This is a genomic window from Xanthomonas vasicola (genome assembly GCF_000772705.2).
Lineage (GTDB): Bacteria > Pseudomonadota > Gammaproteobacteria > Xanthomonadales > Xanthomonadaceae > Xanthomonas > Xanthomonas vasicola.
Genome location: NZ_JSBW02000042.1, coordinates 38,063 through 53,667, shown reverse-complemented (window position 1 = coordinate 53,667; position 15,605 = coordinate 38,063). Strand labels below are relative to the sequence as shown.

Here is a 15,605-nt window from a genome sequence, read left to right as displayed (position 1 = left end):
ATGCGGCCCTTTTACATGGTTCTGGTGATGCGCGATCTGGATCGAATCCGCAGCAACTATGGCGCGGCCGGCAACGCCCGCAAGAAGTCGTCGCAAGCCCCGAGATAGCGTGCCTGCTGGTGATCGATCGACTGTACCGACAGCACCCGCGCACCGAGCCTGCCGACCACGAGCATCACCGCCATCACGCCGGCGCCGATCACCCAGCGCAGCTCACTCTGCAACGACAGACCGCACACCAGCAAGGCAAGCACCGATGCCATCGTGATGGCCACATAGCGCACGCGGCGTTGCTCGTGGTGCGCGCACAGCGTCAACACATGCGCGCTGCGCTTGCGCAACACGATGGCCAGAATCACATACGGCAGCACCCCCATCAGCAACGCCAGGTAGATCACCGGGTGATGCCAATGAAAGATGTAGCGACGCGATGGCATGTCGGTCGGCGCATTGCACTTGATGCAACGCGGCGGCAGATTCGCGCCCGGCGTGCACACCAGTACATCGTCCTCGCGCCACACATCGCCGTGTGCGGGGGTCAGATACAGCGTGGGTGGCTCACGTCCATCAGTATTCGACATCCATGTGTCCTTGCAGGTTTAGATTTGGGATTCGGGATTGGGATTCGTAAGAACGGGATTCACTTCTACTTTTGCGAATCCCCAAATCCCGAATCACGAATGCCCAATCCCGTGTCGCGCAGCGGCATCAGCGCTCGACGATCGCCACCACGCCCATGCCGCCGGCGGTGCAGATCGAAATCAATGCACGGCCGCCGCCGCGTTCTTCCAGCTGCTTGGCGGCAGTCGCCACCACGCGCGCACCGGTGGCGGCGAACGGGTGGCCGGTGGCCAGCGACGAACCCAGCGGGTTGATCTTGTCGGGGTCGATGCGGCCCAGTGGCGCATCCAGGCCCAGCCGGTTGCGGCAGTAATCCTCGCTTTCCCATGCGCGCAGCGTGCACAGCACCTGCGCGGCGAAAGCTTCGTGGATTTCGTAGATGTCGAAGTCCTGCAAGGTCAGGCCCTGGCGCGCCAGCATCTGCGGCACCGCAATTGTCGGTGCCATCAACAGGCCTTCACCGTGCACGAAATCCACCGCCGACACCTGCGCGTCGCGCAGATAGGCCATTGGCGTGTGGCCGTGCGCCAGCGCCCAGGCTTCGCTGGACAGCAGCACTGCGGCGGCGCCATCGGTCAGCGGGGTCGAATTGGCCGCGGTAAGCGTGCCACGGCCGGAGGTCTTGTCGAAGGCCGGGCGCAGCGTGGCGAGCTTTTCCAGCGAGGTGTCGGCGCGCAGGATGTTGTCGCGCGAGACGCCGCGGAACGGGGCGATCAGCGAATCGAAAAAACCGCGCTCATACGCAGCGGCCAGCTTGTGGTGCGAAGCCACCGCCCATTCGTCCTGCGAATCGCGTGAGATGTTCCATTCCTTGGCCATGTCTTCGCAGTGGTCGCCCATGCTCTTGCCGGTGCGCGGTTCGGCCACGCCAGGAAATTCCGGCTTGAGCTCGGCCAGCTTGAAGCCGCGCAGCAGCGTCTTGAGCTTGTCGCCGGTGGCCTTGGCGCGATTGGCGGCCAACAGCCGCGCGCGCAACTTCTTGCCGTAGACGATCGGCACTTCGGAGGTGGTGTCCGAGCCGCCGCCAATGCCCGAATCAATCTGCCCCAGCGCAATCTTGTTGGCGATGGTGATCACCGAATCCAGGCTGGTGCCGCAGGCGCGCTGCAGGGTGATGCCCGGCGTCAGCGGCGACAGACCGGACGAGAGCGTCGCCTCGCGCGCCAGGTTCCAGTCCGAGGAGTGCTTGATCACCGCGCCCATCGCCACTTCGCCCAATTGCTGCCCATGCAGCCCGAGGCGCTCGACCAGCGCGCCCAGCGTGCGCACCGACATGCCCAGGTTGCCCACATCCGCGTATGCGGTGTTCTGACGACAGAACGGGATACGAACGCCGCCCAGAATGGCGACGGGACGGGCTGCGGGCATCGGCTGACCTGGCATGGAGGACTCGGGGACATGGCCTGCACAGGGCCGGCAGGCATAATGGCCCGCAGTGTAGCTTCGACCCCGTGATGGGCCAACCGCGAATCATGAGTAAGACCGAACACGGCGTAACTGCCATGGGTGTGCTGGCGCTGGAATTGACCGGCGGAAGCGCGCCCGAGCGTGGCGCATTGGCGCCCGAACAGGCCGGCATGCTGGCCGAACGCATTGGCCGCGATCTGGCGCAATGGATCCCCGAAATCCGCGATCTGGAACTGAGCGTGGCGCTGGCGCATTTCGATCCGGCCGAAGTGTTGCGGCCCGGCTGGCCACTGCATCGGCGTCTGGAAGAGCTGCAAGCGCGCGCACCTGGTCGTGACCAGGGCCCGCGCGTGTTGGCCTTCGGTGCCGATGCGCAGGGCGAGATTCCGCTGCCGTTCCGGGCCGATGCGCAGCTGGTAGGCGGTGGGCTGCGCGTGCTGCCGTTCCTGCTGTCCGGCGATCCGCAAACGGTCGCCACCGTGGCCGATGCAATGGAAGAAGTCTTGCTCGCTCAGGGCATGGCGCAGGCCGACACCGCGTTGCTGGCGCAGGAGAGTTTTGGCGCCCGCATCGAGCATGCGCGCTATCTCACCGCCAACGATCTGGCGGCGATGATGTCGATGCAGTACGACAACCAGGGCTTAGCGCCGCTGTGGCCGCTGATCGAAGCCGCGCTGTTGGCACCCCAAACCGAAGAATGGCTGGAACAACCACCCGAGCCGGTGTTGCGCTACACCGATGGCGAAGTACGCATCGCCCTGTTCGACCCGGCCGGCTGGTGCGACTACTACGCACACGACCGCGAAAACTGCGAACGCCTGCGCGGTGTGTACGAGCACTATCTGGCGCGCCAGCGACAGATGGCCGCCGTGCTAGAAGCGCATGGCTTGCCGGTGCTCTACGTGCATGTCGAACCGGGCCAGGATCCGCGGCAGGCACTGGCGGCATGAGCCTGACGCCGGTATCCATGCCCCCTGCATTACAGGGCGTGCTGGAAACCGGAGTGTATGTGGCGGATCTGGAACGCGCATGCGCGTTCTACGCACGTGTACTGGGCCTGCAACCGATGCATCGTGATGCGCGCATGGCTGCGTATGCGATTGCGCCCGGGCAGGTCTTGTTGCTGTTTCTGCAAGGCAGCACCTCAGCGACGGTCACGCTACCGGGCGGCACGATTCCGCCGCATGACGGCAATGGGCGCCAGCATTTTGCACTGGCCATCGCAACCGATGCCCTGCCCGGCTGGGAAAACCATTTGCATGCCTGCGGTGTCGTCATCGAAGGCCGCACGCAATGGCCAGGCGGCGGGCAAAGCATTTACTTCCGCGATCCCGATGCACATCTGCTGGAGCTGGCGACACCGGGGTTGTGGGCGAATTATTGAGTGGTCGTTGCTGCTGCTTGAACTACGTTGCACCTATCGATGGACAGTGAAGCTATCGACGCAATCGACGCTCTGGATGCATGACCTGAGCTTCTGCGTCCGCTTGTACTGCATCCACGCGAACGTTTCGATGTGTTCTCTGCATTGAGCGTACAGCCGCGCTTCGACGAATACAGCTGTACCTATAAAAAAAACGCCGCAACGATGACCGCTGCGGCGTTCTTTGTCGACTCAATCACTGCCCATATCGGCACCACACGTCAGTTGCCGGTATCCCCAGTGATGGTGAATCAGCCGCTGCGATGCATTAGCAGCGGCATTCGCCCATTTACTTGGTCGCCGCCTGCGCGTTATCGGTGGTGATCACGCCGCAGGCCAGACGGCCGCCGGCGTTGCCGGTGGGCTGGGTTTTGTAGTCGTCGGCATCTGCGTGCACGATCACTGCGTGGCCGGCGATATCAAACTGATCGGCCTTGCCGAGATTGACGTTGCTCGACACCGGGCCGTCGATGCTGGCGTTACCCTGCGCATCGGACTTGATGTTGGGCATGTCGCCACCGTGGTGCGGTTCGGCGCTGACATTGCCGTGAGCGGACTGGGAGGGGTTGAAGTGGCCGCCTGCGCTGCTGCCGTCTGGCGCGCTGCAATCGCCCTTTTCGTGGATGTGGAAGCCGTGCTCGGTATTGGGCTTGAGGCCACTCAGCTGACCGGTGGCACGCAGTGCGCCGTCGACGGTCTTGAAGGTCACCGTGCCTTTGACGTCATTGCCCTTGGTCGGCTTGAGCTCGGCGGTTGCAGTGGTGGTGGCGGCCGCTTCGGTGACCATGGAGGCGGCGTGTTCGCCACCGTGCGCCGCTTCGGACGGCGTGCTGGCCTGCGGCGCGGGTGACGGCTCGGCCGGCGCGGGCTCGTCGCGCTTGCACGCAGTCAACACCAGGGCGGTGGCCAGAAACAAGGTGGTCGGAACAATACGCATGGAGTACTCCTGAAGAAAGGCCGCAACTGCAGCCGTTGTTGCCCTAACTCAGGGCTGCGAAGGGGGCGTGCCCCATTGGGTGACGCGAATGACGCCGCAGGCCAGGCGCGCGCCGGCATTGCCGCTGGGCTGACTGCGATAGTCGTCGGGGTTGGCATGCACGATCAGCGACTTGCCGACCACATCCGTCGGAGCGCCGTCGCCCAGACTGATGCCGGACAGAATCATGTCCAGATGCACCACGCCTTCGGCGTCTGCACGCAAATTGTCCATGTCGCCCAGATGATGCGCGCCGCCGCCGGCACGCCCGTGCGGCGCACCGCCCGGGTTGAAATGCGCGCCAGCGCTGCTGGCATCGGCCGCGCTGCAATCGCCGCGCTCGTGCACATGGAAGCCGGACACGCCACCCGCGCGCAAGCCACCGACGGTGCCGGTGAGGCGAATGCCCTGCAATGCCGGCACCAGCACCACCCGGCCGCTGACCAAACTGCCCGAGGCCGATGTCAGCACTGCTTCGGCCTGTTGCACTGGGCGAGTGGGCACCACGCGAGCGCCCGGCGGTGGCGGCGCCTTCGGTGGCGGTGGCGTGCTGCTGCAGGCGACCAGCGCCAGCGCGGCGAGGACAACGATCGTCGGCGACCGGTAACGCATCAAGCAGTTCTCCTGATCAGGCTGGAAACCTATGCGGACGCATGTTCACGTGTCATGAAATGCACGTGGCGGCGGCTCAGGAGTTTACGGGTTGCGATGGGTGGTCGGGCGTTTGAGGCCTGGGTTGATGGGTGCGCGCTAGCTGATTGTGGGAGTGCGATAAACATGGATCGCGCGCGCCGCGCCATGCCGCGCGCTATGTCCCCTTCTCCCGCCGCGAGAAGGTGCCCGAAGGGCGGATGAGGGTACGGTGTCGCTGCTCCCTTTCCCGCCGGGGCGTCGTCCTCCTTCGTGGGTGATGAAGATGGCGCGTAGCCGGATGAAGTACCGGCGAAGCCGAGTGCAGGTTAAGTGCGCGAAGGCTGCGCCCCGTACCCTCTCCCCCCCTTCGCGCCCCCGGCCCACGCCAGCGGCGCGGGCGCTCCACAACACGTGCACCTGCGGTGCGCAAGCCGCGCCTTGTCGCCCCAGTGGGAGAGGGCTCAACTCCGCGCGTGGTCTGCTGCGCGATTGCGATAAGCGTGTATCGCTTAGGCGTCGATCCATCTTCCAGCGCGAGACCTTCCAACGGGAGAGGCCTTGGGCAACCTCAGCGGCGTTTGCGCCCTGGGCCAAGTTTACGGGTGACGGTGTTGCGGCCCAGGCCCAGGCGGGCGGCGGCTTCGGCGCGGCGGCCCTGGGTGAGATGCAGGGCGGCTTCGAGCAAGGTTCGGTCCAGGCGCTCGCGCGCTTCGGCGTGCAGGCCCTGAGCACCTTCGCTCAGGCGTTGCGCGGCCCAGCTGGAGAGCATGTCGTCCCATTGCCCATCGCTGCGACCGCTGCGGTGACGACGTCCACCACGTGCCAGTGCGGCGTCCACATCGACCACGTCGATGATGTCAGCAGTGGCCAGTGCGGCCAGGCGCCAGCACACGTTTTCCAGTTCGCGCACGTTGCCTGGCCAATCGTATTGACGCAGGTCTTCCAACGCGGTCGACGAAAGGCGTTTGGGCAGCATGTCGAGCTTGCGCCCGGCCATGGCCAGGAAGTTTTCGGCCAGTTGTGCGATGTCGCCACGGCGTTCGCGCAGCGGCGGCAGTTGCAGCCGCACCACATCCAGGCGGTGCAGCAGATCTGCGCGGAAGCGGCCTTGTTCAACCAGCGCTTCCAGATCCTGATGGGTGGCGGCGATCACGCGCACATCGACGCGGATCAGTTCGCGCCCACCGACGCGGAAGAATTCGTTCTCTGCCAGCACGCGCAGCAGGCGGGTCTGCAGCGGCAACGGCATGTCGCCGATTTCATCCAGAAACAGCGTGCCGCCATCGGCTTGTTCGAAGCGGCCGATATGCCGTTTGGTCGCACCGGTGAAGGCGCCGGTTTCGTGGCCGAATAACTCGCTTTCCAGCAATTCGGCGGGAATGGCGGCGGTGTTGAGTGCGACGAAGGGTTTGCGCGCGCGCGGCGATTCGTTATGCAGCGCGCGCGCGACCAGCTCCTTGCCGGTACCGGTTTCGCCGTTGATCAAGACCGACAGCGGCGCCTGCGCCAGACGCCCGATCGCGCGGAACAAGGCCTGCATTGCGGGCGTGTCGCCGATCAACGAGGCCGAGCCCTCGGCCAGGCGCGTGGCGACGATTTCTTCGGCGCCCGCATCGGCATCCGGCAGCGCGCGCGCGGCCAGGGCCACCGCATCGTCCAGGTCGAAGGGCTTGGACAGGAACTCGTGCGCGCCGCCGCGGAAGGCGCCGGCAGTGCTGGCAACGTCGGTGTAGGCCGACATCACGATCACCGGCAGTTGCGGGTGTTTGGATTTGAGTTTGTCGAGCAAGGTCAGGCCGTCTTCGCCGGGCATGCGCACGTCGGTAAACAGCAGGTCCGGCGTGGGCCGCATGGCAAGCGCCTGCAGTGCGGCGGCGGCGCTGTCGAAGCCGTCCACCGCGTAGCCGGCATCGCGCAAGGCGGTGGACAGCACGAAGCGGACCGAGCGGTCGTCGTCGACTACCCAGATGTGGGATACGGCGGCGGCCTCAGCCATGCAGATGCTCCTTGTCGTGATCGCCGGCCAGCTCGGGCAGCAGCAGGGTGAAAACGGTATGGCCCGGACGCGAGCGATAGGTCAGCGTGCCGTGGTGTTCGCGCGAGACCTGCTGGGCCAGCGCCAGGCCCAGCCCGCTGCCTTCGGCGCGGCCGCTGACCAATGGCAGGAACAGGTGCTCGGCCAGTTCTTCCGGCACGCCGCCGCCGTCGTCGATGATTTCCAGCCGCAGCGACATCGCATGCACGCGGTCGCGGATGCGCTGGCCGTGTTCGACGCGGGTGCGCAAGGTCACACGGGTGGCGCCGGCCTGGAAGGCGTTGCGCACCAGATTCCACACCGCCTGGGTCAGGCGGTCGCCATCGCCCAGAATGTCCGGAATGCTGGGGTCGTAATCGCGCTGCACCTGCACCGACCAGCCGCCCTCGGCTTCGGCCAGGCGCAACACCCGTTCGAGTACCACGTGGATGTTGAGGCGGTCGTGCGGGCGCGCCGGGGTGGGCGAGAGCAGCCGTTCGAGCAGGGTGTTGAGGCGCTCGATCTCGGTGCCGATCAGCTCGAGCAGCTCACGCTCGTCTTCATCGCGTCCAGCCGAGCGGCGTGCGAGTAGCTGCGCGGCGCCCTTGAGCCCGGCCAACGGGTTACGCAGTTCGTGCGCCAGCCCCTTGAGCGCGGCGCTCAAGGCATTGGGCAAGGCGTGGGTGGGATCCAGCGCAGGGAATTCGTCGACCGGGTGGGTTTCCAGCAGCCAGCCGCCATCGTCCAGCCGCGACAGCCAGCCTTCGGCAAAGCGCGGCGCGTCGTTGGGCAGGCCCAGCGCCAGCCGGTGGAGACGCAACACATCACGCTCGTCGTTGAGCAGGAAGCGCGCCAGCGCATCGCCCTGCACTTCCAGCGCGGCTAAGGGCTGGTCGACCAACCGCCGCGTACTGACCCCGAGCCAGCGCGCGAATGCCGGATTGACACCCAGCACGCGTCCCTCGCGGTCGGCCCAGGCCACAGGCGTACCCAGGCTGTCCAGCGATGGCATGGAAGAGGAGGTCACCATTGCACCAATTTAGTGCAAACAGAATGGGAATGCGCCGATGGCGCGCAAAACGAAGCGTGTATTGAAACGATGCTGGCTGGACGGCGACGGGGCGCACCGATCCAGCGTGCATCCGCGCCGGCAGTCACGGGCGTGGGGCTGGTCATGCAGGGACCTCGGCGGTTGTTCCGCGCCAACGGGGCGACGGGGGGAAAACGGACCCGGCTGGGCAGTCCCATCCGGGTCATTGCGCCACCCGCGGCAGCGTGGCCGCGGGTGTGCATGCTCAGGACTCGTACGCGGCTTCACCATGCGAGGTGATATCCAGACCCTCGCGCTCGGCTTCTTCGCTCACGCGCAGGCCGAACACCAGCTTGGCGACCACAAACCCCACCACCGAGACCACGCCGATCCAGCCAAGGGTGATCGCGACGCCCAGCGCCTGGATGCCCACCTGATGGACGATGTCGTAATCGCCGCCCTTCTGGCCGCCCAGCGAGGCCGCCGAGAACACACCGGTCAGGATCGCGCCGATGATGCCGCCCAGGCCATGCACGCCGAACACATCCAGGCTATCGTCGGCACCGAGCAGGCGCTTCAGGCCGGTGACGCCCCACACGCACAGCACGCCCGCAGCCAGACCAATGACGATCGCGCCGAACGGGCCCACGGTGCCGCAGGCCGGGGTGATGCCGACCAGGCCGGCCACCATGCCCGAGGCCACACCCAGGGCGGACGACTTGCCCTTGATGATCTTCTCGGTCAGCGACCAGCCCAGGATGGCGGCGGCGGTCGCCAGCAAGGTGTTGAGGAAGGCCAGCGCCGCACCGGCATTGGCTTCCAGGTTGGAGCCGGCGTTGAAGCCGAACCAGCCCACCCACAGCAGCGAGGCACCGACGAAGGTCAGGGTCACGTTGTGCGGCTTGATCGCCTCACGCCCGAGCCCGGCACGCTTGCCGACGAAGTAGGCGCCGACCAGGCCGGCAACACCGGCATTGATGTGCACCACGGTACCGCCGGCGAAATCCAGCGCGCCCAAGCCGAACAGATAGCCGCCTGTAGCCCAGACCATATGCGCCAGCGGCAAGTAGCCGAAGGTGAACCAGATCACCGAGAACAGCAGCACCGCGGCAAACTTGGCGCGTTCGGCAAAGGCGCCGACGATCAGTGCGCCAGTGATGCCGGCGAAGGTCGCCTGGAATCCGACGAACACGTATTCCGGCAGGCTCACGCCCTTGGTGAAGGTGGCCGACAAGGTTTCGATGGTGACGCCCTTGAGCAGCGCCTTGTCCAGATTGCCGATCCACGCGCCTTCGCCAGAGAATGCCAGGCTATAGCCGTACAGCACCCACAGGATGGTCAGCAGCGAGAACACCGTGGCCACCTGGATCAACACCGACAACACGTTCTTGGCACGCACCATGCCGCCGTAGAACAGCGCCAGGCCCGGCACCACCATCAGCAGCACCAGCAAAGTGGAAGTGAGCATCCAGGCGACATCGCCCTTCTCCACCACCGGGGCGGCTTCGGCAGCGGCGGCTGGCGAGGCGGCCGGCTGCGCCGACGGCAGCGGTTCGGTGGTGACCGGCTCGGTCGGCAGTGGGGTGACCTGCGGTGTGGACTGCGCATTTGCACTGGCCATGCCAACGACCACCAGTGCGCTGAACAACATCAGCATGCACATGCTGTAGAACCGGGCCTTCCACCCGGCAAAAAGAGCTGTCTTCATACGAACTCCGGGGCTGGTGGGGTCAGAGCGCATCGGCGCCGATCTCGCCGGTGCGAATACGCACCACCTGCTCGATCGCGGTGACGAAGATCTTGCCATCGCCGATCTTGCCGGTGCCGGCGGCGTTCTGGATCGCCTCGACCACGGCGTCCAGGCGGTCATCGGTGACCACCGTTTCGATCTTGATCTTGGGCAGGAAGTCGACGACGTACTCAGCACCGCGGTACAGCTCGGTGTGGCCTTTCTGGCGCCCGAAGCCCTTGACCTCGGTCACGGTGATGCCCGACACGCCCGCTGCGGACAGGGCCTCGCGGACCTCGTCGAGCTTGAACGGCCGGATGATGGCGGTGATCAATTTCATGCGCATACCCCGAATGGTGGAAAGAACCGGCCGGCATTGCGCCGCCCGGCAGTGTCAGTCACCTGGATGCCAACCCCGGCATCCGATCGTTCGCGATTGCGCGGACCCCAGCGGATGTCATGCATCCGCCTCGTGGGAGAGGTCAGGCCCGCGCGCCGCGAACGATGTGCTCTCTCATTACCCCTGCAATCCACGGCCGGTGCCATGGATCGCTCAAACAAGTGTGCGGCGATGGCAGAGGTGGGAGGGGGGCCTCCACCATCGCCGCGGTGGAACTCAGTTGCCGTAGTACAGCTGGTACTCCAACGGGTGGGTCGCAGCACGGAACTTGGTGACTTCCTGCATCTTCAGCGCGATATAGCCGTCGATGAAGTCGTCGCTCATCACGCCGCCGGCCTTGAGGAACTCGCGGTCCTTGTCCAGCGCTTCCAGTGCCTGATCCAGGCTGGAGCAGACCTGCGGAATCAGCTTCTCTTCTTCCGGCGGCAGGTCGTACAGGTCCTTGTCGCTCGGTGCGCCCGGGTCGATCTGGTTCTTGATGCCATCCAGGCCGGCCATCATCAGCGCGGTAAAGGTCAGGTAGCCGGACTGCAACGGATCGGGGAAGCGCATTTCGATGCGACGCGCCTTCGGGTTGGTGACCCACGGAATGCGGCACGAGGCCGAGCGGTTACGCGCCGAATAGGCCAGCATCACCGGCGCTTCAAAGCCCGGGACCAGACGCTTGTAGCTGTTGGTGCCGGAGTTGGCGAAGGCGTTGATCGCACGGGCGTGCTTGAAGATGCCGCCGATGTACCACAGCGCCATCTGCGACAGGCCGCCGTAGCCGTCGCCGGTGAACAGGTTGACGCCGCCCTTGGCCAGCGACTGGTGCACGTGCATGCCCGAGCCGTTGTCGCCCACGATGGGCTTGGGCATGAAGGTAGCGGTCTTGCCGTTGCGGTAGGCGACGTTCTTGATGATGTACTTCATCGTCAGCAGTTCGTCGGCCTTCTGCACCAGCGAGCTGAACTTGGTGCCGATCTCGCACTGGCCGGCGGTGGCCACTTCGTGGTGATGCACTTCGGTTTCGATACCGACCTGTTCCAGCGTCTTGATCATTTCCGCGCGCAGGTCGTGCAAGGTGTCGGTCGGCGGAACCGGGAAGTAGCCGCCCTTCACGCCCGGACGGTAGCCGCTATTGCCGCCGTCGTACTTTTCACCGGTGTTCCAGGCCGCTTCTTCCGAACCCACCTGGAAGAAGGTGTGGCCCATGTCGTTGGCAAAGCGCACCGAATCGAAGATGAAGAATTCCGGCTCCGGACCGAAGAAGGCCTGGTCGGCGGTGCCGGATGACTTCAGATAGGCCTCCGCACGCTTGGCAATGCCGCGCGGGTCGCGCTCATAGCTCTGCATGGTGGCCGGGTCGAGGATGTCGCAGGTCAGCACGATGGTCGGATCGGCGAAGAACGGATCCAGATACGCAGTGCCAGCGTCCGGCAGCAGCACCATGTCCGACTCGTTGATGCCCTTCCAGCCCGCGATCGAACTGCCGTCGAACATCTTGCCTTCTTCAAACAGCGCCGGCTCGATGATATTGGCCGGAAAGGTGATGTGCTGCTGTACACCACGCATATCGACGAAGCGCAGGTCGACAAACTCGACCTTGTTGTCCTTGATCAGCTTTTCAACATTTTCCACGGACATCGGAAGAAACCTCAGGCAGGAGTTAAGTGGTTCGTGGGCGGTACTAGAGCAGGGACCGTGCCAAGCCTTTGAACTTCACAAGCCCTTGATTTTGCTTACATCGCTCGCGACCGCTAGATACACTTAGCACCGCAACCGTGCAAATCACCAACCATAAAGCACCAATATGGTGCGTGCCGCAATGCACTATCCTGACCCTCCCCCAACCCTCTCCAGTCCGATGTCCGATCTGATTTCCGCCCTGCTGTTGGGCATTCTCGAAGGCCTTACCGAATTCCTGCCGATCTCCAGCACCGGCCACCTGCTGATCGCCGAACAATGGCTCGGACGCCGTACTGACTTCTTCAATATCGTCATCCAGGCCGGCGCGATCCTGGCCATCTGCCTGGCGCTGCGGCAGCGGTTGTGGACCCTGGCCACCGGCCTGGGCGAGCGCGACAACCGCGATTATGTGCTCAAGGTCAGCGTGGCCTTCCTGGTCACTGCGGTGGTCGGGCTGATCGTGCGCAAGGCCGGCTGGCAATTGCCCGAAACCCTGCAGCCCGTCGCCTGGGCGCTGCTGATCGGCGGTGTATGGATGCTGGTGGCCGAACACTTCGCCGGCAAGCTGCCCGAGCGTGACGTGGTGACCTGGAAGGTAGCCATCGCGGTGGGCCTGGCGCAGGTCGTGGCCGGCGTTTTTCCCGGTACCTCGCGCTCTGCCTCGACGATCTTCATCGCCATGTTGCTGGGCCTGAGCCGGCGCTCGGCAGCGGCGGATTTCGTGTTCATGGTGGGCATTCCGACCATGTTTGCGGCCAGCGGTTACGCGTTGCTGGAGATGTACAAGGAAGGCGGTTTCGGCACCGAGAACTGGGCCGATGTGGCCGTGGCCTTCGTGGCGGCGACCATCACCGGTTTTGTGGTGGTGAAGTGGCTGCTGGGCTACATCAAAAAGCACCGTTTCACCGTGTTTGCGGTCTACCGCATCGTGCTCGGCGCGGCCTTGTTGCTGTGGCTGCCGGCTGCGACGGGCTGAGACGCAACGACAACTGTCGGGCCTGCACATCGCGATCACCGCGACGTGCAGGCCCGGCGTCCACGTCGCGACGCCGGTCATTGCCCCCGGCGCACGCTGGCGGTATCACTGACGCATCGATCCCCGGGAGCTGCGCATGCGTGCCGTGTTCTTCGCCCCTGCTTTGCTGGCGGCGGGCGTGACGGCCTGCGGATCGGGCACCTCGCCGGACCTGCCCGGCTCCCACCACGCCACTGCCCAGGCGCCTGTCATGGCCACCCCTGATGCGGATAACGCCCCGTTGCGCAACGCTTTGCGCGCGCAGCACTGGCACTTGCAGCAGGCCAGCGATGCGCACGGCACCGCCTTGCGCAGCCTGTTCGTCGACGGCCTGCCACCACCGGTGCAACTGGACTTCAACGATCAGCGCATCCAGGTCAGCCAGACCTGCAACGCCTTGGGCGCCAACTACAGCGTGGCCCAGGCGCAGGTGCAAATCGGCCGGGTGGTCTCGAGCAGGCGGATGTGCGCCGACGCACGCCGGATGGCGCAGGAGCGCGCTGCCAGCGACCTGCTGTCCGGCCGCTTCGCCGTGGTCATGGACACCGCCGCGGCGGCGCCCCGACTGACCCTGACCCGCAGCGATGGCACCCGGCTGATTTTCGGCGGCACCCCCACTGCAACCACCCGCTACAGCGGTCCAGGGCAGACGCTGTTGATCGAAGTGGCCGCAGACACGGTGCCCTGCGTGTCCGACCCGACGCGGCGCTGCCTGCAAATACGCGAGCAGACGCAGGCCGGCCAACCGGCCACACACGACTGGCAGCCGTTCGAGGGCACGATCGAAGGCTTCGAGCACGAAGACGGCATCCGCAATCTGCTGCGCGTGACCCGCGACCCGGCCGGCACGGACCCGAACGCCAAACAGGTGTACGTGCTCGACCAGATGATCGAAGCCAGCAGCTAACCCAGCGCCGGCGCAGCATTGGGCCTGTCAACGGCGCCGCAAGCTGCGACGCCATTGCGGCGCGTCAGAACTGGATCAGGACCTTACCCATGTGCTGCGCCTTGGCGAAGTAAGCGAAGGCCTGGGGCGCCTCATCGAACCGGAACATTTTGCTGTGCAGGGTTTTGATGCGGTGCTGCTCGATCGCGCGCAGCAGGTCCGCGAACATCGCCCGGCTTCCGTTGGCGATACCGCGAATGGTCACATTCTTGCGGATCAACGACACATAGTCGGGAATCGGCGAAGAGGTGCCGGGAGTGACGCCGATCACCACGATGGTCGCGTTGTCAGCTGCCGCCTTGATCGAGTGTCCCAAAGTGTCCTGCCCGCCGGTCTCGATGATGACGTCGGCGCCACCGCCGGACAGCTGCATCACCGCCCCGGCCCAGTGGGGATGGGTGCGATAGTTGACGGTGATCTCGGCGCCCAGGCGGTGCGCGAGGGCGAGCTTCTCGTCGCTGGATGAGGTGATGGCGACGCGGGCACCGTGGAGCTTGGCGAGTTCCAACGCGGCCATCGAGACGCCACCGGTTCCCAGACGAGCACCAGATCCCCGGCCTTGATCCTGGCAACTTCCACCAAGGCGTGCCAAGCGGTGACTGCTGCCGATGCCAGCGCAGCGACATCCTGATCGTCCAACGATGCGGGCACCTTGATCAGCGTGGAGGCAGGCAGCACCACCTTTTCCGCCAGCCAGCCATCGTGGGTGACGCCCAGATCATGGGCGAACATCTCGGTTGCGAACCTGCCCTCCAGCCAGGTGGGGAAGTGCCCGCTGACGACACGGTCGCCCGGCGCGACGTCGCTGACGCCTGCACCGACGGATGTGACGATGCCCACACCTTCGGCAACGGGAACGCGCGTTTCCGCGAGCTTGCCGGCGTGGGTGCCTTACGGGATCTGCAGGTCACGGTTGATCACGCCAACCAGTCGTGGAGCGACGACGACCTGACCCGTCCGGCAACCGGCTCGGGGATCTCGGCCGCGACCAGGCTCTCGAGGCCGGTTTGAGTGCCAATCTGGAATGCTTTCAAGGGATTACCTGTACTCAGACGCCGTCCGAAGGTGGCTGGCGTCATGGGGATGGAACGATCGCCGCCGCCGTCGCGATCACTCAGCGCAACGATGGGTTCAACGTGTAGGTGCCGTGCAATGCGGCTTCCGCCAGCACATGGCCCTGGATTGCCGACAGCACGTCGGCGGCGGTGAAGCTGTCGGGCAGGCTGAGCGTGGCCACGTCCAGCGCGAACACCCGGAAGAAATAGCGGTGCATGCGCAGGTCGTTGAACGGGGGGTATGGGCCGTCGTAGCCGCGGTAGTCACCGGCCATGTCGGCATTGCCGGCGAACCACTGGGTGTAGGAATTCAGGCCCTGCCGGGCACCGGCCGGGCCGGGCGGTTGCTGCTTGCCCTTGACCACAAAGCCGTCGCTGCAGCTACCGGCGGCAATTTCATGCACATCGGCGGGGAGATCGGCCATCGCCCAATGCACGAAATCGGTGCGTGGCTGCTCCACCGGAATCTGCAGATCGTCGCGGCCGACGGTGTCGGGCACGGTCGGTACGTCCGGGTCCAGGCACAGCAGCGCGAATGACTGCGTGCCGACCGGCACCTCGCTCCAGGCCAGATGCGGGTTGCGGTTGGGCGCAAAGCCGTCCGGCGTACCGGCGGCAAATTCCACTGCGATGGGCTTGCCGTTGTCGATGCTGGTGCTGGTCAAACGCATGGAGGATCTCCGAGGGA

14 protein-coding genes and 1 pseudogene are annotated in these 15,605 nt (G+C 65.3%); 4 read left to right on the top strand and 11 right to left on the bottom strand.

The genetic code is table 11. The features are described from left to right. Positions 1-56: 56 nt before the first annotated feature. Positions 57-581 carry a hypothetical protein gene (locus NX05_RS12015; RefSeq protein ID WP_039432154.1) on the bottom strand — a complete coding sequence of 175 codons (525 nt, stop codon included), beginning with the start codon at positions 579-581 and terminating at the stop codon, positions 57-59. Between the two features lie 127 nt (positions 582-708). Continuing rightward, positions 709-2,004, bottom strand: a complete 1,296-nt coding sequence (locus tag NX05_RS12010; RefSeq protein WP_039432152.1) for an acetyl-CoA C-acetyltransferase — start codon at positions 2,002-2,004, stop codon at positions 709-711. Between the two features lie 89 nt (positions 2,005-2,093). Here NX05_RS12010 and NX05_RS12005 point away from each other — a divergent pair, with 89 nt between their 5' ends. Together NX05_RS12005 and NX05_RS12000 are read left to right on the top strand one after the other, a co-directional pair. Then, on the top strand, positions 2,094-2,978 hold the full coding sequence (locus NX05_RS12005) for a hypothetical protein (RefSeq protein WP_017112150.1): 885 nt from the start codon (positions 2,094-2,096) through the stop codon (positions 2,976-2,978). Beyond that, complete coding sequence (locus NX05_RS12000; protein ID WP_039432151.1) at positions 2,975-3,412, top strand: VOC family protein; 438 nt, start codon at positions 2,975-2,977, stop codon at positions 3,410-3,412. The genes NX05_RS12005 and NX05_RS12000 overlap by 4 nt, the downstream gene beginning before the upstream one ends. Before the next feature lie 328 nt (positions 3,413-3,740). Here NX05_RS12000 and NX05_RS11995 read toward each other — a convergent pair whose 3' ends face one another. The 7 genes from NX05_RS11995 to glnA form a co-directional block, all read right to left on the bottom strand. Further along, complete coding sequence (locus NX05_RS11995) at positions 3,741-4,388, bottom strand: superoxide dismutase family protein (protein ID WP_039432150.1); 648 nt, start codon at positions 4,386-4,388, stop codon at positions 3,741-3,743. 48 nt (positions 4,389-4,436) lie between these two features. Next, positions 4,437-5,039: a superoxide dismutase family protein gene (locus tag NX05_RS11990; RefSeq protein WP_039432148.1), complete on the bottom strand. Its 603-nt coding sequence runs from the start codon at positions 5,037-5,039 to the stop codon at positions 4,437-4,439. 589 nt (positions 5,040-5,628) lie between these two features. Beyond that, positions 5,629-7,056, bottom strand: coding sequence for a nitrogen regulation protein NR(I) (ntrC, locus tag NX05_RS11985; protein WP_039432147.1), 1,428 nt, complete (start codon positions 7,054-7,056; stop codon positions 5,629-5,631). Continuing rightward, on the bottom strand, positions 7,049-8,104 hold the full coding sequence (locus NX05_RS11980) for a two-component system sensor histidine kinase NtrB (RefSeq protein ID WP_017115809.1): 1,056 nt from the start codon (positions 8,102-8,104) through the stop codon (positions 7,049-7,051). The genes ntrC and NX05_RS11980 overlap by 8 nt, the downstream gene beginning before the upstream one ends. A 265-nt stretch (positions 8,105-8,369) precedes the next feature. Next, positions 8,370-9,812, bottom strand: coding sequence for an ammonium transporter (locus tag NX05_RS11975; protein ID WP_039432144.1), 1,443 nt, complete (start codon positions 9,810-9,812; stop codon positions 8,370-8,372). 22 nt (positions 9,813-9,834) lie between these two features. Then, positions 9,835-10,173, bottom strand: a complete 339-nt coding sequence (locus NX05_RS11970; protein ID WP_002808480.1) for a P-II family nitrogen regulator — start codon at positions 10,171-10,173, stop codon at positions 9,835-9,837. 276 nt (positions 10,174-10,449) lie between these two features. Beyond that, positions 10,450-11,859, bottom strand: coding sequence for a type I glutamate--ammonia ligase (gene glnA / locus NX05_RS11965; protein WP_010379835.1), 1,410 nt, complete (start codon positions 11,857-11,859; stop codon positions 10,450-10,452). A gap of 220 nt (positions 11,860-12,079) precedes the next feature. Between glnA and NX05_RS11960 the strand changes: the two genes are divergently transcribed. Together NX05_RS11960 and NX05_RS11955 are read left to right on the top strand one after the other, a co-directional pair. Beyond that, positions 12,080-12,877 carry an undecaprenyl-diphosphate phosphatase gene (locus NX05_RS11960; protein WP_010370651.1) on the top strand — a complete coding sequence of 266 codons (798 nt, stop codon included), beginning with the start codon at positions 12,080-12,082 and terminating at the stop codon, positions 12,875-12,877. A 136-nt stretch (positions 12,878-13,013) separates the two neighbouring features. Continuing rightward, the gene (locus NX05_RS11955; protein WP_039432142.1) at positions 13,014-13,823 is read left to right on the top strand and encodes an META domain-containing protein; all 810 of its coding nucleotides are present in this window, start codon (positions 13,014-13,016) and stop codon (positions 13,821-13,823) included. A gap of 64 nt (positions 13,824-13,887) precedes the next feature. On the opposite strand, the pseudogene NX05_RS11950 reads toward NX05_RS11955, so the two are convergent. Both NX05_RS11950 and NX05_RS11940 read right to left on the bottom strand, forming a co-directional pair. Then, positions 13,888-14,896 (bottom strand): annotated as a pseudogene (locus NX05_RS11950) (zinc-dependent alcohol dehydrogenase family protein). A gap of 80 nt (positions 14,897-14,976) precedes the next feature. Further along, a complete protein-coding gene (locus tag NX05_RS11940; protein WP_039432139.1) occupies positions 14,977-15,588 on the bottom strand; it encodes a YbhB/YbcL family Raf kinase inhibitor-like protein in 612 nt (203 codons plus the stop codon). Between the last annotated feature and the right edge of the window lie 17 nt (positions 15,589-15,605).